The 17,390-nt window shown below is 70.5% G+C and carries 19 protein-coding genes; 6 read left to right on the plus strand and 13 right to left on the minus strand.

Annotated elements, in window-relative coordinates; all coding sequences use genetic code 11:
- Together GL325_RS05405 and GL325_RS05410 are read right to left on the minus strand one after the other, a co-directional pair.
- Positions 1-1,932 (minus strand): TIGR03960 family B12-binding radical SAM protein, encoded by a 1,932-nt coding sequence (locus GL325_RS05405; protein ID WP_187768832.1) that lies wholly within the window; start codon positions 1,930-1,932, stop codon positions 1-3.
- 40 nt (positions 1,933-1,972) lie between these two features.
- Positions 1,973-3,724: an Ig-like domain repeat protein gene (locus tag GL325_RS05410; RefSeq protein WP_187768833.1), complete on the minus strand. Its 1,752-nt coding sequence runs from the start codon at positions 3,722-3,724 to the stop codon at positions 1,973-1,975.
- A 136-nt stretch (positions 3,725-3,860) separates the two neighbouring features.
- Here GL325_RS05410 and GL325_RS05415 point away from each other — a divergent pair, with 136 nt between their 5' ends.
- Both GL325_RS05415 and GL325_RS05420 read left to right on the plus strand, forming a co-directional pair.
- On the plus strand, positions 3,861-4,607 hold the full coding sequence (locus tag GL325_RS05415; RefSeq protein ID WP_187768834.1) for a PspA/IM30 family protein: 747 nt from the start codon (positions 3,861-3,863) through the stop codon (positions 4,605-4,607).
- Positions 4,604-5,086, plus strand: coding sequence for a DUF2505 domain-containing protein (locus tag GL325_RS05420; RefSeq protein WP_187768835.1), 483 nt, complete (start codon positions 4,604-4,606; stop codon positions 5,084-5,086). Before GL325_RS05415 ends, GL325_RS05420 begins: the two co-directional genes overlap by 4 nt.
- Before the next feature lie 3 nt (positions 5,087-5,089).
- On the opposite strand, the gene GL325_RS05425 is transcribed toward GL325_RS05420, so the two are convergent.
- The 4 genes from GL325_RS05425 to GL325_RS05440 form a co-directional block, all read right to left on the minus strand.
- Positions 5,090-5,392, minus strand: a complete 303-nt coding sequence (locus GL325_RS05425) for a hypothetical protein (protein WP_187768836.1) — start codon at positions 5,390-5,392, stop codon at positions 5,090-5,092.
- Positions 5,389-6,795, minus strand: coding sequence for a wax ester/triacylglycerol synthase family O-acyltransferase (locus GL325_RS05430; protein ID WP_187768837.1), 1,407 nt, complete (start codon positions 6,793-6,795; stop codon positions 5,389-5,391). Before GL325_RS05430 ends, GL325_RS05425 begins: the two co-directional genes overlap by 4 nt.
- Positions 6,796-6,880: 85 nt before the next feature.
- Positions 6,881-7,990: a P-loop NTPase gene (locus tag GL325_RS05435; RefSeq protein WP_154595525.1), complete on the minus strand. Its 1,110-nt coding sequence runs from the start codon at positions 7,988-7,990 to the stop codon at positions 6,881-6,883.
- Positions 7,987-8,619 (minus strand): hypothetical protein, encoded by a 633-nt coding sequence (locus GL325_RS05440; protein WP_154595526.1) that lies wholly within the window; start codon positions 8,617-8,619, stop codon positions 7,987-7,989. Before GL325_RS05440 ends, GL325_RS05435 begins: the two co-directional genes overlap by 4 nt.
- A gap of 101 nt (positions 8,620-8,720) precedes the next feature.
- Here GL325_RS05440 and GL325_RS05445 point away from each other — a divergent pair, with 101 nt between their 5' ends.
- A complete protein-coding gene (locus GL325_RS05445; RefSeq protein WP_154595527.1) occupies positions 8,721-8,966 on the plus strand; it encodes a helix-turn-helix domain-containing protein in 246 nt (81 codons plus the stop codon).
- On the opposite strand, the gene GL325_RS05450 is transcribed toward GL325_RS05445, so the two are convergent.
- Both GL325_RS05450 and GL325_RS05455 read right to left on the minus strand, forming a co-directional pair.
- On the minus strand, positions 8,923-9,414 hold the full coding sequence (locus tag GL325_RS05450; protein ID WP_187768838.1) for a hypothetical protein: 492 nt from the start codon (positions 9,412-9,414) through the stop codon (positions 8,923-8,925). The genes GL325_RS05445 and GL325_RS05450 overlap by 44 nt on opposite strands.
- A gap of 52 nt (positions 9,415-9,466) precedes the next feature.
- On the minus strand, positions 9,467-9,895 hold the full coding sequence (locus GL325_RS05455; protein ID WP_154595529.1) for an Hsp20/alpha crystallin family protein: 429 nt from the start codon (positions 9,893-9,895) through the stop codon (positions 9,467-9,469).
- Between the two features lie 105 nt (positions 9,896-10,000).
- Here GL325_RS05455 and GL325_RS05460 point away from each other — a divergent pair, with 105 nt between their 5' ends.
- The 3 genes from GL325_RS05460 (at position 10,001) to GL325_RS05470 (ending at position 11,347) form a co-directional block, all read left to right on the plus strand.
- Positions 10,001-10,297, plus strand: a complete 297-nt coding sequence (locus GL325_RS05460; protein WP_187768839.1) for a MerR family transcriptional regulator — start codon at positions 10,001-10,003, stop codon at positions 10,295-10,297.
- A 127-nt stretch (positions 10,298-10,424) separates the two neighbouring features.
- The gene (locus GL325_RS05465; protein WP_187768840.1) at positions 10,425-10,907 is read left to right on the plus strand and encodes a LysM peptidoglycan-binding domain-containing protein; all 483 of its coding nucleotides are present in this window, start codon (positions 10,425-10,427) and stop codon (positions 10,905-10,907) included.
- Positions 10,904-11,347 (plus strand): Rv3235 family protein, encoded by a 444-nt coding sequence (locus tag GL325_RS05470; RefSeq protein ID WP_154595532.1) that lies wholly within the window; start codon positions 10,904-10,906, stop codon positions 11,345-11,347. Before GL325_RS05465 ends, GL325_RS05470 begins: the two co-directional genes overlap by 4 nt.
- A 1-nt stretch (position 11,348) precedes the next feature.
- On the opposite strand, the gene secA is transcribed toward GL325_RS05470, so the two are convergent.
- The 5 genes from secA to GL325_RS05495 are packed head-to-tail and all read right to left on the minus strand — an operon-like array spanning position 11,349 to position 17,357.
- Complete coding sequence (secA, locus tag GL325_RS05475; RefSeq protein ID WP_255955708.1) at positions 11,349-14,072, minus strand: preprotein translocase subunit SecA; 2,724 nt, start codon at positions 14,070-14,072, stop codon at positions 11,349-11,351.
- A 21-nt stretch (positions 14,073-14,093) separates the two neighbouring features.
- A complete protein-coding gene (locus GL325_RS05480) occupies positions 14,094-15,308 on the minus strand; it encodes a winged helix-turn-helix domain-containing protein (protein WP_187411796.1) in 1,215 nt (404 codons plus the stop codon).
- A complete protein-coding gene (locus tag GL325_RS05485) occupies positions 15,305-15,967 on the minus strand; it encodes a response regulator transcription factor (protein WP_255467328.1) in 663 nt (220 codons plus the stop codon). Before GL325_RS05485 ends, GL325_RS05480 begins: the two co-directional genes overlap by 4 nt.
- Positions 15,968-15,995: 28 nt before the next feature.
- Positions 15,996-16,622 (minus strand): ribosome hibernation-promoting factor, HPF/YfiA family, encoded by a 627-nt coding sequence (hpf, locus tag GL325_RS05490; protein WP_154595534.1) that lies wholly within the window; start codon positions 16,620-16,622, stop codon positions 15,996-15,998.
- A 42-nt stretch (positions 16,623-16,664) separates the two neighbouring features.
- Entirely contained in the window at positions 16,665-17,357 is a 693-nt protein-coding gene (locus GL325_RS05495) for a ComF family protein (RefSeq protein ID WP_187768842.1), read from the minus strand.
- Between the last annotated feature and the right edge of the window lie 33 nt (positions 17,358-17,390).

Consider the following 17,390-nt stretch of genomic DNA (forward strand, 5'->3'; position numbering starts at 1 on the left):
TCAGACCACCGAGAGGGGCAGCAGCTTCTTGCCCGTGGGACCGATTTCGATCCCGAGCCCGAGCTCAGGGCACACGCCGCAGTCGTAGCAGGGGGTCCAGCGGCAGTCCTCGACCTCGGCGGCGCCGTCGGGATCGATCGCGTCCTGCCAGTCCTCCCAGAGCCACTCGCGGTCCAGGCCCGAGTCCATGTGGTCCCACGGCAGGACCTCGTCGTGGTCGCGCTCGCGGGTCGTGTACCAGTCGAGGTCGACGCCCAGCGGCGACAGCACCTCGGCCGACTTCTCGGCCCACCGGTCGTAGCTGAAGTGCTCGCTCCAGCCGTCGAACCGGCCGCCGTCGCGCCACACGGCCTCGATGACGCCGCCCACGCGACGGTCACCGCGTGACAGCAGTCCTTCGATGGTTCCGGGCTTGCCGTCGTGGTAGCGGAAGCCGATGGCCTTGCCGTAGCGCTTGTCGGACTGGACCGAGGCCCGCAGCTTGCGCAGCCGGTCGTCGGTCGTCTCGTGATCGAGCTGGGACGCCCACTGGAAGGGCGTGTGCGGCTTCGGCACGAAGCCGCCGATCGAGACGGTGCAGCGGATGTCGCGACGACCCGAGACCTCACGGCCGGTGTCGATGACGCGCTTGGCCAGCTCGCCGATCTGCAGGACGTCCTCGTCGGTCTCGGTGGGCAGACCACACATGAAGTAGAGCTTCACCTGACGCCAGCCGTGCGAGAACGCCGCTGCGACGGTGCGGATCAGGTCGTCCTCGCTGACCATCTTGTTGATGACCTTGCGCATCCGGTCGCTGCCGCCCTCGGGGGCGAAGGTCAGGCCCGAGCGTCGCCCGTTGCGGCTGAACTCGTTGGCCAGCGTGATGTTGAAGGCGTCGACGCGGGTCGACGGCAGCGAGAGCGACGTGTTGGTGCCCTCGTACCGGTCGCCGAGCTGCTTGGCGACCTCGCCGATCTCGGAGTGGTCGGCGCTGGACAGGCTCAGCAGGCCGACCTCCTCGAAGCCGGACTGCTTCAGGCCGTTGTCGACCATCTGGCCGATCGTCTGGATGGAGCGCTCGCGCACCGGGCGGGTGATCATGCCGGCCTGGCAGAACCGGCAGCCGCGGGTGCACCCGCGGAAGATCTCGACGCTGAACCGCTCGTGGACCGTCTCGGCCAGCGGCACGAGGGGCTTCTTCGGGTACGGCCAGCTGTCGAGGTCCATCAGGGTGTGCTTGGCGATCCGTGCGGGCACGCCCGGGCGGTTCGGCGTGATGGCCGCGATCTGCCCGTCGGGCCGGTACGTGACGTCGTAGAACTTCGGCACGTAGACGCCGCCGGACGCCGCCAGGCGCGCCAGCACCTCGTCGCGACCGCCGGGACGACCCTCGGCCTTCCACTCGCGCACGACCTCGCTGATCGCCAGCACGACCTCCTCGCCGTCGCCCATGACGGCGGCGTCGACGAAGTCGGCGATCGGCTCGGGGTTGAAGGCGCTGTGACCGCCGGCGATGACGATCGGGTGCGTGTCGTCGCGGTTGACCGCCAGCAGCGGGATGACCGCGAGGTCGAGCGCCGTCAGCAGGTTCGTGTAGCCCAGCTCGGTCGAGAAGCTGATCCCGAAGAGGTCGAACTCCGCCACGGGCCGGTGCGCGTCGACGGTGAACTGCGGGATGCGGTGCTCGCGCATGACCGCCTCCATGTCGGGCATGACGGCGTACGTGCGCTCGGCGAGGATCCCCTCACGCTCGTTGAGGACCTCGTAGAGGATCTGGACACCCTGGTTGGGCAGGCCGACCTCGTAGGCGTCGGGGTACATCAGCGCCCAACGGACGTCGGCCTCGTCCCAGTCCTTGACGGTGGAGTTCAGCTCACCGCCGATGTACTGGATCGGCTTGGAGACCCCCGAGAGCAACGGCTCGAGTCGGGGATAGACGGAGTCGACAGGCATGACACCAGCGTACGTGGCCCGTCAGGGCCGCCCGACCGCTCTACTTCGTGACGGTCAGGGTGCGCGCGGCGGCCGCCGACGGATCGACCAGGCCGGTCCCCGAGAACGACGCCGTGATCGCGTGCTTGCCGGCCGCGAGCCTGGGCAGCGTCACGACGACCTTGCCCTTCGATGCCACCGTCAGGTTCGCCGTGGCGATCGTCTTGGCCCCGGCCTTGACGGTGATCGTTCCCGCCGTCACCGCGGCGCCCCGGCCCGACTGGACCGTCACGGTCACCTTCGCGGAGGCGGTCGCCTTCACCGAGGTCGCCGACAGGGCCGTCGTCGTGACCGACCGGTCGCGGACCACGAGGGGCACCTCGGCGCTCAGTGACGCGGTCTGGAACGTCGCCCCGCGGTACTGCACCGCGATCCGGCGGGTGCCCGGGTCGAGCGCGGGCAGGGCGATCCGCACCGACCCGCGAGCCGCCGGGCCCAGCGTCGCGGCGGCGACCTTCGCCCCGTCGGCGAGCACCCAGACCTCACCGGAGGTGGGTGCCACCTTCCGTGCCGTCGCCACCGTGGCCGTCACGTGCGCGGACTCGGCCGGGCCGACCGAGGTCCGGTCGAGCGTCGCGTGGACGGTGGTGGGCTCGACCACGTGGAAGGCCTGGGCCTTGGCGTGGGACCGGCGCACCGTCTTGGAGCCCCAGTACGTGGCCCGGATCGTGTGCTTGCCCGCCGTCAGCGCGGGCAGGCGGACCGAGACCTTGCCGCGCTTGGCCTTGGTCAGGGCGGGGGCGGCGATCCGCTTGCCGTCGACGTAGACCGAGACCTTGTTCGTCACGACCCGCCCGTCCGTGGGCTTCACGGTGACCGTGGCCACGGGCCGCGTCCCCGCCAGGTGGGGCGCCTTCGGCAGGGCGATGCTCGTCTTCGCCGAGACGACCTTGGGCGGCTTGGTCACGACGACCTTGATGGTGCGGCTCGTTCCCTTGCCCACCTGGGCGTTGCCCGCGTAGACCGCCGAGATCCACTGCTTGCCGCGCTTCATCCTCGGGATCGCGACGGTGGCGGTGCCCTTCGACGCCGCGGTCAGGTTGATGGTCTTGACCGTGACCCCACCGCGACGGATGCGCACCTTGCCCACCGGAGCGGCCCGGGCCGCGGACACCTTGACGGTGATCTTGGGAGCGACCCGGGTGCTGACCTTCGCCGGACCCGACACGGCGACGCTCGGCTTCACCGGCGCTGCCGGGGCCGGGGTGGGCGCGGGGGCGGGTGACGGCGTCGGCACCGGCGCGGCCGGCGCGCCCAGGTCCTTGAAGTGGATGAAGCGCTCGGGGTACCAGGAGTCACCGGTGGACACCTTGTACCGGCGGTAGACCTTCGAGGTGTAGCTGTCCTCGGACAGGATCAGGTGCTTGGGGCCGACCTCCTCGACGTAGGCGACGTGGCTGGCGGCCTTCGACCACTGCGCGATCGCACCGACGGCGGGGCGGTTGTCGACGACGTATCCGAGCTTCTTGGCGTTCGTGTGCCAATCACGCGCGTTGCCCATGAGGATCTTCGGCTCGGGAACCCCGTTGCGCTTCATCCGGTACGCGGCGTAGTTCGTGCAGTTGTGCCCGGCGTACATCCGCCAGTGCATCTGGTGCATGACCTCCGCGTAGCCCGACGTGTCGCACGCGGCGACCTGGGCCTTCGTCTTGGCACTGCAGATCAGCGCGAACGCCTGCGCCGAGGACGCCGTGGCGGTGAGTCCGGCCATCACGAAAAGGCACACCAGTCCCACGAGTCCCAGTCGACGCATGATCGACAGCCTATGGCACCGACACGCCGATGTGAACCTAAAGCCGACCTTTAAGGTTTGGTCGTGTTAATGACACCGCTGTCATTCCGGGGCCTCGAGGTTGCGGCTGGTTTGGACGGTGCACCATGATCGACGCATGGCACAGAAACAGTCCATCCTCGGGCGCATCTCCCAGCTGACGAAGGCGAACATCAACGCCCTCCTGGACAAGGCTGAGGATCCGCAGAAGATGCTCGACCAGATGGTCCGCGACTACACCAACTCGATCGCCGAGGCCGAGAAGGCCGTGGCCCAGACGATCGGCAACCTGCGGCTGGCCGAGGCCGACCACGCCGAGGACGTCGCCGCCGCGAAGGAGTGGGGCGCCAAGGCGATCGCCGCCTCCAACAAGGCCGACCAGCTGCGCGCCAGCGGGCACGCGGGCGAGGCCGACCGCTTCGACCAGCTCGCCAAGGTCGCGTTGGGCAAGCAGATCTCCGCCGAGAACGAGGCCCGCGCCGCCGCTCCGATGATCGCCCAGCAGGGTGAGGTCGTCGAGCAGCTCAAGACCGGGCTGGTCGCCATGCGCGGCAAGCTGACCGAGCTGAACGCCAAGCGCGACCAGCTCGTGGCGCGCCACCGCACGGCCGAGGCCCAGGCCCAGGTCACCGGTGCCATCAAGTCCCTCGACATCCTCGATCCCACGAGCGAGCTCAGCCGCTACGAGGAGCGAGTCCGCCGCATCGAGGCCCAGGTCCAGGGGCAGCAGGAGCTCGCCTCGACGAGCCTGGACGCCCAGTTCGCCGAGCTGGAGGCCGACGCCGGCCAGCTCGAGATCGAAGCCCGGCTGGCTGAGCTCAAGGGGCTCGGCGCCGGTTCCACCACCAGTGAGGACGACGCGTGAAGTTCACCGAGCGGTTCGAGTACCCGGCCGACCCCGAGCAGGTCTTCGCCCTGATCAGCGACCAGACCTTCCGCGAGCAGTCCTGCGAGCGCCAGGGAGCGCGCGACTACACCGTGACCGTCGAGCCGCAGGGTGACACCACGACCGTCACGATCGTCCGCACCATGGAGTCGGACATGCCCGACTTCATCAAGAAGCTCACCGGCGACGCCGTGACGGTCACCCAGGTCGAGAAGTGGGGCCCGGCCGACGCGGCGGGGTCGCGCACCGCCGAGGTGTCGGTCGACATCCACGGTCAGCCCGCGCGCATGCAGGGCACCTCCACGATCGCGGCCCACGGCGCCACCACCGCGATGTCGGTCGACGGCGACGTGAAGGTCTCGATCCCCCTGATCGGCCGCCGGATCGAGCCGGAGGTCGCCAAGGCGATCTCGGCGTCGCTCAAGGACGAGGTCGAGTTCGGCGCGACCCGCCTCTGAGCCTCACGCGCCCAGGAGCTCGATGACGTCGTCGAGCTCCTGCGGCGCGTACCAGGCCAGGTCGCCACTGCCGTCGGCATCGACGTGCAGGGACTGGAGGTCGTCGAGACGCACCGGCGCGCCGTCGGCCTCGACGAGCGCACACACCACGACGGGACCGTCCTCGGCTGCCGTCATCAGCGCGTCGTACTCGTCCTCCTCGTCCGTCGAAGCGGCGATGACGTAGTCGAGGGTGACGGGCTGGTCGTCGGCCAGCGCGCGCAGTGCCTGCACGTCCGCCGCACCGTAGACCCGGACGTCGCTCATGTGGGCCTCTTCCTTCCGCGCGGGGCGCGGGTTCGACGGGGACCGATCGTCTCGGTCAGCTCTTCCAACGCCTCCAGGATGCACTGCCCCAGGACGTCGGCGTCCGGCACCGCCTCGCGATCGGTGACCACCCCGAAGTAGACGTGGCCGTCGTAGGACGTCACGCCCACCGAGATCGTGCGGTGGCCCGTCAACGGGATCGCGGGATAGATCTCCTGGAGCTGCTGTCCGGCCATGTACACGGGGTCCTGCGGACCGGGGACGTTGGTGATCACCAGGTGGTACGGGCGGTGCGACTCGTCGGCGGCGACGCGGGCGCCCACGGCGTGGAAGGTGGAGGTGGCGAAGCCCGGGAGGCTGGCCATCTTGTTCGCGGCCACGGCCGACCCCATCTCGCGGTGGCCCTTCAGCGCGTAGGACACCTGGTGCAGGCGCACGACCGCGTTGGACTCCCCCACCGGGAGCGTGAGCATGAGTCCGCGCACGCGCGGGCCCAGCGAGGTCGGGAGCCCGTCACCGGCCGGTCCGTCGCGGGTGACCGACATCGGCACCATCGCGCGGAACCCGGTCTTGGCGGTGACCGGCTCGGCCCGGGTGAGCATCCAGCCCCGCAGGCCGCCGGCGATCGCCGCCAGGATCACGTCGTTGACCGTGCCGCCGTGCTCGTCGCGCACGCGCCGGAAGTCGCTCAGCGGCGCGCTGACGGTCGTGAACCGGCGGTGCCGTGACAGCGACGAGACGAGCGGCCCGTGAGTGGCCGAGTCCGGGCTCAGCACCGGCAGCTTCGACGTGAGCCGGGACCACTGGTACTCGCCGCTCCACAGCACCTCGGACGGGCGGTTGAGCTGGGACCGCACGGAGCCGGCGACCAGCTCGATCGCGCCGGGCGCGGACCGCGGGGTCCACTCCTCGTGCGGGATCGTGCGATCGCGCTGGGTCTCCTCGAGCAGCACCTGGGCCAGGTCGACGGTGTGGGAGCCGTCGACGAGCGCCTGGTGCGACTTGAACAGCAGGGCCAGCTCGCCGCCTTGGAGACCCTCGATGAGGTAGAGCTCCCACAACGGACGCTCGTGGTCCAGCCGTCGGGCGATGAGTCGGCCCACGAGCTCGTGCAGGGCGTCGCGTCCTCCGGGTCGCGGCAACGCCGAGCGCCGCACGTGCAGGGACAGGTCGAAGTGCTCGTCGTCCACCCACACCGGCATCCCGATCCCGCCGGGCACGCGGCGCGGCACCTGGCGGTAGCGCGGGACCAGGTCGATGCGCTCGTTGATGACCTGGATCAGCCGGTCGTAGTCGAGGGGACGCTCACCGGGCGTGATGATCGCCAGGGAGGCGACCTGGCGCGGCGCCTCGGGATGGTCCTGGTGCAGGAACATCGCATCGAGCGGGCTCAGTCGTTGCATGCCGTCTCCTGATGTCCTCGCCTCGGTGCTCGCGTAGCCCAGCAACTTACCACCCGCGAAGGGCTCGGGAACGGTATCGAAACCGTCACCGGACGGCCACCAGATCTGCGGCCAGTCGCTCGACCCGGGACACGTATCCCGAGCCCGGAGACACCTCGCGGAGGGGGCGACCGGTCATGAGCGCCAGGTCGTGGCCCGGGCCGTCCTGGGGCAGGAACGCCCACGGCGTCTGGCCCGTCAGCTCACGGACCGTCTGCGCGACCTCGCGCTCGGTCCAACCCAGCGCACCGCGGAATCCGTTGAGCACGAGCCGGGGCGGCCGCGTCCACGGCTCGGCGTCGTCGAGGGCGCGCACGAGCCGGGCCAGGCCGATCGGGTCGACCCGGCCGACCACCATCACCTCGTCGGCGAGGTCGAGGACGCGCCGGGTCACCTGGTCGCGGGACGGCTGCTGGCCGAACCCGGCCTCCACCCCGAAGCCGCAGTCGACCACGACGAGCTCGTGGTCGCGGCAGAGCGCACGCAGCACGCGTTCGAGGGCCTCGGGTCGCAGGTGGTGCCACATGTCGGAGCGGGGCAGACCGGTCAGCAGGTCCCAGTGCGGGCCCACGCTCAGCAGGTGGGACGTGGCGGCCTCGGGCCGGCCACGGTTGACGTCGCGGCAGGCCGCCATGATCCCGCTGACCTCGTCGAGGACGCCCAGCAGCTGGCTGAGAGAGCCGCCGTACACGTCCGCATCGACCAGGGCCGTGTGATGGCCGCTCGCCGCGGCCGCGGCCGCGAGCGAGACCGCCAGCGTGCTGCGACCCGGAGCGCCGGTCGCGCCCCAGACCGCGACGAGCCGGCCGGGCTCGCCCTCGGCCTCGCGCGACTGCACCGGCACGGCGCCCATCGCCGCCAACTCGCCCAGTCGCGCCGTGTGCTCGATGCCCAGGTCCGTGCCGTCGGCCCCGACCGAGGCGACCCGCACGCCGGACTCGGCGAGGCGGTCCACGACGGCGGCGTCCAGGCCCGGACTGTCGACGGCCAGCAGGGCGACGTCGATCCGGTGCGTGCCGGCCGTCGCGAGCAGATCGGCCACGTCGACGCACCGGCGCACGAGGACCAGGCGCGGGTCGTGCTCGACCTCGTCGAGCGCGGCGGCCTCCCAGTGGGCTCCGCAGGCGGCGACGGCCACCCGCACGGGTTCGGTCACGGGACGCGCACCACGCTCAGCCGGCCGCGGGCGACCGCCTCGACGACCTCGGCGTCGGGACCACGGCGATCGGTGTCGACGACGAGGGTGCGCGATCCCGTCCCGTCCGACGCCGACACGGAGACGACCGCGACGTCGGACAGGACCCGGCGCGTCGACGCGGCCCCGTCGCCGGTCTCGCCCGGACCTGCCCACACGTCGACCCGGTCCCCGGTCTCGAGGTCAGGCGGGGCCGACCCCGCCGTCAGAGCCATCGCGAGCTGGCGGCCCGGCTCGACCCCGCGGTGCACCGCGTCGCGCGTCATCAGCGTCCCCGCCCCGACATCACGCGCCCAGACGCCTCGCGGCACCCCGTACTCGGTCGGCAGCAGGGTGCCGGACCCGGCCGACTCCACGCGTCCCGACACCGGCGCCAGCTGGTCGGCGCGGACCGGCTCGCCGGCCTTCACCTCGGCGCGCACCAGCCAGTAGTCCGTCGAGTCGCGCGCGGTCGCGACGAGCCAGCCACCTGCGACGGCCGACGTCAGGACCAGGACGGCACCCATCAGGAGTCGCGGATTGCGCCATCTGGAGATCGAGGTGCGCCGGGCGCTCGTGCGCCGGGGCGTGTCACCCCCCGTGACATGCATGAGGCATGCATACGGGGTCGCGCCGATCCCGTGCCACCGTTCGTCCACAGTCCGGTCGTGACCTACGACTCGTCGTCGGGGCCGCGTGTGAGAATGGCGCCATGGCTCCCGAGCACCAGTTCCTCACCGCGAACGACGTCGCCGAGACCCTCAAGGTCGATGTCCGGGTCGTCTGGAGCCTGCTCAAGTCCGGCGAGCTGCGCGGGTTCCAGGTCGGCGGCCGCAAGATGTGGCGCATCGAGGCCAGCGCCCTGGAGGACTACATCGCCCGCCAGTACGAGCGGACGGCGCGCGAGACCGAGCTCAGCGCTCCTCGAGAGCCGCAATCGACGCCCACGGCAGACTGACCCGTCGACCGGCCGCGGCGACCTGCAGGAAGTCCGAGCCGACGGCCGCCACGACCCCCTCGACCGCTCGGCCGTCACGGCGGACGACCCGCACCGACGCACCGGCGTCCCGCAGCGCCCGCGCCATCTGAGCACGTGTCCTGCGCAGTGCCGGCGCGGCTGCCGCGCGCCCGTCCGATCCGCTGATCGCGACGATCGCCTCGGGCACGACCACGATCGTGCGCAGGCCGTCCTCGACCAGCACCACGTCGCCCACGCTGACGACGCGACCCCCGATCTCACCGAGCCCGGCCACCTCCAACCGGATGTCCCGCCCGCCCAGCAGATCGGTCCAGGACAGGCGCGCCCACTGCTCGTCGCGCAGGTCCTCGGCCAGGGCGTCCCGCTCCTCGGCGTACGCGTCCACCGCGGCACCCTCGAGATCGGCGAACAGTCGGTCCCAACGCATGAAGACACCGTAGGGCCTCCCGATGGGAGGCCCTACGGTGTCGGTGGATCGATCAGACGCCGATGGCGGCCTGGTCGTCCTTCGTCGCGCCGGTGATCTCGATCTTGCGCGGCTTGGCCCGCTCGGCGACGGGGATGCTCAGCCGCAGAACGCCGTCGTCGTAGGCGGCCTCGATGCGGTCGAGGTCCAGGTTGTCGCCCAGGACCAGCTGGCGGCTGAACATGCCGCGAGCGCGTTCGGTGGCGAGCATCTCCCAGTCGCCGTTGCCGACGACGCGCTCGGCGCGCACGGTCAGGACGTTGCGCTCGATGTCGAGGTCGATGCTCTCCTTGGACACACCGGGCAGGTCGAACTCCACCACGAAGGTGTCGCCCTCGCGCCAGGCGTCCATGGGCATGACGGCCGGGCGGTTGGTGGTGCCGAAGAACTGCTGGGTGAGCCGGTCGAACTCACGGAACGGGTCGGTCGAACGAATCATCATCATCGTCTCCTCTCGCTGGTGGTCCGGTGGTTCCACTGATGTAAACCTATATTGCTCATTTCATATTCCTTGTCAAGTACGATGCAGGTGACAGGAGGGACGACGATGCGTGAGGACGACGAGACCGGCGTGTACGCCATCTCGGTGGCCGCCGAGATGGTCGCCATGCAGGTACAGAACCTGCGGGTCTACGAGCGTCGCGGCCTGCTCGAGCCCGATCGCACCGCCGGCGGCACCCGCCGCTACAGCCGCTCGGACATCCGGCGACTGAGGCGCATCCGCGACCTGCTGGCCGAGGGCCTGAACCTCGCGGGCATCGAACGGGTCCTGCTGCTCGAGACCGAGCTCGAGCGACTGCAGCTCGAGAACCAGCGCCTGCGCCGGACCCGACCCGCGCCCTAGCGCCCGTCCACACCCCACGACCGCGTCATTGACGCGGTCGTTCGCCATGCGCTTCTCTGGTGTATGACGTCATCCGACGTCAAATGCCTACATCAGACGTCATCAGAAGTCATGGATCGGGGTTCGGATGGTCGACCTGTCGACGGTGGGATGGGAGTCCGCGCTGCGCTGGCTGCTGGCCGCGGCCCTGGCGGCCTGGGCGCTGTGGTGGCTGCTCGGCCTCGCCCTGGTGCTCGTCGATCGCCGGCTCGCGGCCCGCCTCGGCCCTCCGGTGTTGCGCGCGCTCCTCGTCACGGGCGCCGTGGTGGCGACCGCCACGCCCGCCCGAGCCGGCTCGAGCGGGACGCTGGAGGGCCTGGCCCTGCCGGAACGTCCACTGACCCAGGCTGCTCCGTCGCCGGAGCCGTCACCGCCGCCCGCGACCCGCACCCACGTCGTCGTCGCGGGCGAGTCCCTGTGGTCGATCGCTCAGGACCACTCCCCCGGCGGCACCGCCGCCACGACCAGTACCGAGGTCGCACGGTGGCACGACGCCAACCGCGACGTCATCGGATCCGATCCCGACCTCATCCACCCCGGCCAGCGACTCGACCCACCAGGAGCACGATGATCACCGCCACGGCACTCGCCACCGACCCGTTCGCGCCGCACCAGGTGCCGCTGCCCTTCCCGCCGTCACCGCCGCTGCTACCGGTGCCGGTGGAGCGCGGCGACGCCCGCGAGCTGCGTCACCGGTGCGCGCGGTTCACCCAGGCACTGGCCGAGGTCATCACGGGGGTGCGACCTCCGCGCCAGCTCGGCGCGTGGCTGAGCCGCGACGTGTACGAGCAGCTGCACGAGTACGTGACGGCCCGTTTCGTCGCCGGCGGTGCGCGCCACAGCCCTCGGGTCGTCTCGGTGCACATCGCGATGGTCGACGACGGAGCCGCCGAGATCGCCGCCCGCATGGTCCACCGCGGCCGCTCCCACGCGATCGCGGTGCGGCTGCAGCGCGGTCGTGACCATCAGGGGCGCACGACCTGGCGCTGCACCGCCGCCGAGTGGGCCTGAGTCAGCGGTTCTTCTTGCGCGACTGACGAGCGGCCTTCGCCTTGCGGCGAGCGGCCTCCTTGGCCTTGTTCTGGCGGGCGACCTCGTTGGCGTCCGGCTCGTCGTCGTCGACCTCGACCGACTCGTCGACCGCGATCGCCGACCCGTCCTCCGACGGGGCCGAGTACGACAGCTGCTTGGGCGTCGTGTCCGGCTCGAGACCCTTGGCCATGATCTGGGGGGCCTCGTCGTCGCCCTCCTCGACCTCGATCTCGACGCTGAGGTTGAACAGGTAGCCCACGGACTCCTCGGAGATGCCCTCCATCATCGCGTTGAACAGGTCGTAGCCCTCGCGCTGGTACTCGACCAGCGGGTCACGCTGGCTGTACGCGCGCAGGCCGATGCCCTCGCGGAGGTAGTCCATCTCGTAGAGGTGCTCGCGCCACTTGCGGTCGAGCACGCTCAGCACGACCCGGCGCTCGAGCTCACGGGCGACCTCGTCGCCCAGCTCGGCCTCACGCTTGTCGTACGCGGCGAGCGCGTCCTCGACGACCAGCCTGCGCAGCGTCGCCGCGTCGAGGCGCTCCAGCCCGCCGACCTCCTCGACGACCTGGTCGGGGTCGAGCGAGATCGGGTACAGGGTGCGCAACGCGGTCCAGAGCTTGTCGAGCTCCCACGTCGTGGAGTAGCCCTGCGTGGCGGCCGTGACGTAGGCGCCCGTGACGTCCTCGATCATCTGGCGCACGCGCGGCTCGAGGTCCTCGCCCTCGAGCACCCGGCGGCGCTGGGAGTAGACGACCTCCCGCTGGGCGCTCATGACGTCGTCGTACTTCAAGATGTTCTTGCGGGTCTCGAAGTTCTGCGCCTCGACCAGGCCCTGCGCCGACGCGATCGACTTGGTGACGCGCTTGTTCTCGATCGGCACGTCGTCGGGGATCTTCATCGTCTGCAGGATCCAGTTGACCCACTCGCCCTTGAACAGGCGCATGAGGTCGTCCTCGAGCGACAGGTAGAACCGGGTCAGGCCCGGGTCGCCCTGACGGCCGGAGCGGCCACGCAGCTGGTTGTCGATGCGGCGCGACTCGTGGCGCTCGGTGCCGATCACCGCGAGGCCACCGGCGGCGATGACGTCTTCCTTCTCGGCCGCGACCTGCTTCTCGATCCGCTCGAGGGCCTCGGGCCAGGCAGCCTCGTACTCCTCGGGCGTCTCGACCGGGTCGAGCCCCTTGCTGCGCAGATCGGCGTCGGCCAGGAACTCGACGCTGCCGCCGAGCATGATGTCGGTACCGCGGCCGGCCATGTTCGTGGCGACCGTGACGGCGCCCTTGTGACCGGCGCGGGCGACGATCGCGGCCTCACGGTCGTGCTGCTTGGCGTTGAGGACCTCGTGCGCGATGCCGCGCTTCTTGAGCATCTTGCTCAGGCGCTCGCTCTTGGCGACGCTCGTGGTGCCGACCAGGACCGGCTGGCCCTTCTCGTGGCGTCCGACGATGTCGTCGACGACGGCGTTGAACTTCGCGTCCTCGGTGCGGTAGACGAGGTCGGGCAGGTCGTCGCGTCGCACGGGCTTGTTCGTGCGGATCGGGACGACGCCCAGCTTGTAGATCTTGTCGAACTCGGCGGCCTCGGTCATGGCCGTACCGGTCATGCCCGAGAGCTTGTCGTACAGGCGGAAGTAGTTCTGCAGCGTGATCGTGGCGAGCGTCTGGTACTCCTCGCGGATCCGCACGCCCTCCTTGGCCTCGATCGCCTGGTGCAGGCCCTCGTTGTAGCGACGTCCCTCGAGCAGACGGCCGGTGTGCTCGTCGACGATCAGGACCTCGCCGTCGATGACGACGTAGTCCTTGTCGCGCTTGAACAGCTCCTTGGCCTTGACGGCGTTGTTCAGGAAGCCGATCAGCGGCGTGTTGACCGCGTCGTACAGGTTGGCGATGCCGAGCTGGTCCTCGACGACGTCGATGGCCTTCTCGGTGACGGCGACGGTGCGCTTCTTCTCGTCGACCTCGTAGTGCTCGTCGATCCGCATCCCGTCGATCATCCGGGCGAACTCGCCGTACCACTTGACCTCGTCCTCGGTGGGGCCCGAGATGATCAGCGGCGTGCGGGCCTCGTCGATGAGGATCGAGTCGACCTCGTCGACGATCGCGAAGTGGTGACCGCGCTGGACGCACTCGTCCAGGCTGTCGGCCATGTTGTCGCGCAGGTAGTCGAAGCCGAACTCGTTGTTCGTGCCGTAGGTGATGTCGCAGGCGTAGGCCTCGCGGCGCTGCGCGGGCGTCTGGCCGGCCACGACGACGCCGACCGTGAGGCCCAGGAAGTGGTGGACGCGGCCCATCATCTCGGACTGGTAGGTGGCCAGGTAGTCGTTGACCGTGACCACGTGGACGCCCTTGCCGGTCAAGGCGTTCAGGTACGACGGCAGCGTCGCGACGAGGGTCTTGCCCTCACCGGTCTTCATCTCGGCGATGTTGCCCAGGTGCAGTGCGGCGCCGCCCAGCAGCTGGACGTCGAAGTGCCGCTGGCCCAGCACGCGCGACGCGGCCTCGCGGACCGTGGCGAAGGCCTCGGGCAGCAGGTCGTCGAGCGATTCCCCGCCGGCCAACCGCTCCTTGAACTCGTCCGTCATGGCACGCAGCTCGTCATCGCTCATGGCGGCGAACTCGTCGCTCAGGGCGTTGACCTGGTCGGCGATGCGGTCGAGGCGCTTGAGGATCTTGCCCTCGCCCGCACGCAGGATACTGTCGATGATCTTCGGCACCCGATCATCCTAGTGCGGGGCGGCACACTCCGGCGCCAGCATCGCGGCCAGATCACCACGTGGACGGACCTCGACCTCGCCCAGGCCCAGCCAACCGGCCATGCGCAGCAACTCCTGCCCCAGCTCGCGGGCCGTTTCGGCCGGGGCCCCGGGCTCGGCGAACGAGCCGAGCACGAGCAGCCGCCCGCCCTCGCGGTCGGCCTTGAGGTCCACGCGCGCGACGATCCGGTCGCCCAGCAGGAAGGGCAGGACGTAGTACCCGTGCACCCGCTGCGGCTGGGGCACGTAGATCTCGATGCGGTAGCGGAAGTCGAAGAGTCGCTCGGTGCGCGTGCGCTCGAAGACCAGCGGGTCGAAGGGACTGAGCAGGGTCCGCGCCTCGACCCGGCGCGGGCGGGCGGCCTCGGCATGCAGGTACGCCGGGCGCTTCCAGCCCTCGATGGTCACCGGTTCGAGGACGCCGTCGGCCACCAGGGCGCTCACCGCGGCCGTGGTCGGAGCGGGCGCCAGGCGGAAGTAGTCCCGCAGGCACTGCGCCGTGGCGACGCCGAGGGCTCGGGCCGCATGGCTCACGAGCGTCAGGTGGGCCTCCTCGTCCGAGGGCTCCGGCAGCGCGAGCACCCGGGCGGGCAGCACGCGCTCGGGCAGGTCGTACTCGCGCTCGAAGGCGGCATTGCGCCGCGCGGACGAGACGCGGCCCACGAAGAACAGGTACTCCAGCGCCTGCTTGGTCTGGGACCAGTTCCAGCCCCAGTGGGTCCGGTCGCGCTCCTGGGCGCCGAGCCGGGCCTCCAGCTCGCGGGCCGTGATCGGACCCGAGCGGGCGACAGCCGCCTCCACCTGGTCGATCAGCTCGGGGTTCTCCTGGACGGCGCGGGCCATCCCGCCCCACATCCCGCGACCGGAGCGCATCTTGTGGTGCATCGCCGGCCACAGGTCGACGTCGACGAGGGCCGCCTCGTGCGCCCAGTACTCGAACAACAGGCGCGGTGCCCGGCCGGCGGCACGGTGCAGCAGGTCGGTGTCGTAGGGGCCCAGCCGTGAGTACAGCGGCAGGTAGTGCGCTCGTTGCAGGACGTTGACGGAGTCGATCTGGAAGAACCCCAGGCGGCGCGCCACTCGGGCCACGTGCTCACGGCGCACCACCTCGGGCTGCGCGCGGGTGAACCCCTGCGCCCCGAGCGCGATGCGCCGAGCCTGCAGCGCCGTGAGGCGCGCCGTCACAGAACGTCGTCGATGAGCTTGCTGCGGACGGCGTACATGGCCGCCTCCATCCGCGACTTCATCTGCAGCTTCTCGAGGATGTTGCGGATGTGGTTCTTGACCGTGTTCTCGCTGATGAACAGCTCACCGGCGATGTCGCGGTTGCTCTTGCCGTGAGCGACCAGGCGCAGCACCTGCAGCTCGCGCGCGGTCAGGGTCGTGGCCGGCGCCGGCCCCTTGGCCATGTGCACGAACTCGTCGAGCAGCTTCGTGGCCATGCTGGGGCTGATCAACGACTGACCGGCCGCGACGAGCTTGACCGCCTCGGCGACCTGGTCGTACGTCGACCCGTCCTTGAGCAGGTATCCGGCGGCACCGGCCTTGATCGACTCGTACAGGTCGGCCTCGTCGTCGCTGGCCGTGAGCATGATGATGCCGGTCGTGGGCGCCGTCTCCTTGATCGCGGCGCAGATCTCGACACCGCTGCGGTGGGGCATCCGGACGTCGAGCAGAACGACGTCGAACGGCTCCTCCGCGATGCGTTCCAACGCGGCGTCACCGTCGTCGACGTCCTCGATCTCGAACCCCCCGTCGGCACCGAGGACCATGGTCACGCCACGTCGGAACAGCTCTTGGTCATCGACCAGCAGGACCCGGATCGCATCCCCGTTTGCAGTCACGGGTTCGATCATGCCACGTCCGGGACCGTCACCCCTCGACCGTGAGACGAATGACGCCGTAGTCGTAACCCTTGCGGCGGTAGACGACGCTCGGCTTCATCGAGTCCTTCTCCACGAAGAGGTAGAAGTCGTGCCCGACCAGCTCCATCTCGTAGAGGGCCTGATCCAGCGTCATCGCCTCGGAGACGTGCTCCTTCTCGCGCACGACGAGCGGGCCGTCGCCCTCGACCTCGAGCGGTCCGACCTTGCGGATGTCGGACTCCACGGTGTCGTCCAGCTCGTCGAAGTCGGCCACGGGGAGGTCGGCCGTGGCCGCCTCGATCGACTCGGCGCGGTGCTTGTCGCGGTGGCTGCGCTTGCGCTCGACGACCTTGCGCAGTCGGGTCTCGAGCTTGTCCACCGCGGCGTCCAGTGCCGAGTGCTGGTCGGTGGAGGTGGCCTCCACCCGGACGGCCGGACCGCGCGAACGCACCGTCATCTCGACACGGGCGGCGGTCTCGGGCTGACGCGGGTTCTTCTCATGCGTCACCTCGACCTCGACCCGGCTGATCCGCTGACGGCTGTCGAACTTCTCGATCCGCTGCAGCTTCTCGGCGACATGGTTGCGGAACTTCTCCGAGATCTCACTGTTGCGACCGGTGACCACGATTTCCATGTCTGTCTCCTTGCTCGAATGCGAGTCCCGAAACGTCTCGCCCTACCTCGACCGTAGTCCGTCGCCGGGGTGACTCGCCACCGGTGTCGACCCCGGCTGCGCCATCACCACTGCGGCCGCACCGAGGATCGGGAACGCCCCGCTCGCGGACAGTGCGCGGACCGCCTCGAGGAGGGTCGCGCCGGTCGTGAGGACGTCGTCGACGACCACCACGGGGCCGGTCGGCACCGCCGCCGCCGCCATGGATCCGGCGACGTTGAGCGCCCGGTCACCGCGGCTGAGAGCGTGCTGATCGCGCGTCTGTCGCCGCAGTCGCAGGACGGGTCGGACCTGGGCGTCGACGCCCACGCCGGCGAGCGTGCGCGCCGTCGAAGCGGCCAGATCCGTGACGAGCTCGCGTCCGCGCTCCCGGCGCGAACGGCGGGTCGATGGCACCGGCACCAGGGCCACCGAGGAGACGTCGCCGATCAGGCACACCACGGCCGACGCGAGGTGGTGGGCGATCACCGGATCGAGGCTCGCGGCCCCACCGACCTTCCAGGCCAGGAGCGCCTCGCGCCGCAGGCCCCGGTGGACGCCCGCCACGGCCACCGGGACGTCGCCGACGTCCACCACCACCGGATCGGGCGCGACCGCGGCGACGCAGGTCCGGCACGGATGCAGTCCGGGCGCCCCGCACAGTGGACAGCACACACCCAGGACCAGATCGGCCGCCGCCTGCCACCACCCGCGCATCCGGCCAGTCTGGGCGGTGGAACCGGACCCCGG

The organism is Aeromicrobium sp. 636 (assembly GCF_024433585.1).
In the GTDB taxonomy this organism is placed as follows: domain Bacteria; phylum Actinomycetota; class Actinomycetes; order Propionibacteriales; family Nocardioidaceae; genus Aeromicrobium; species Aeromicrobium senzhongii.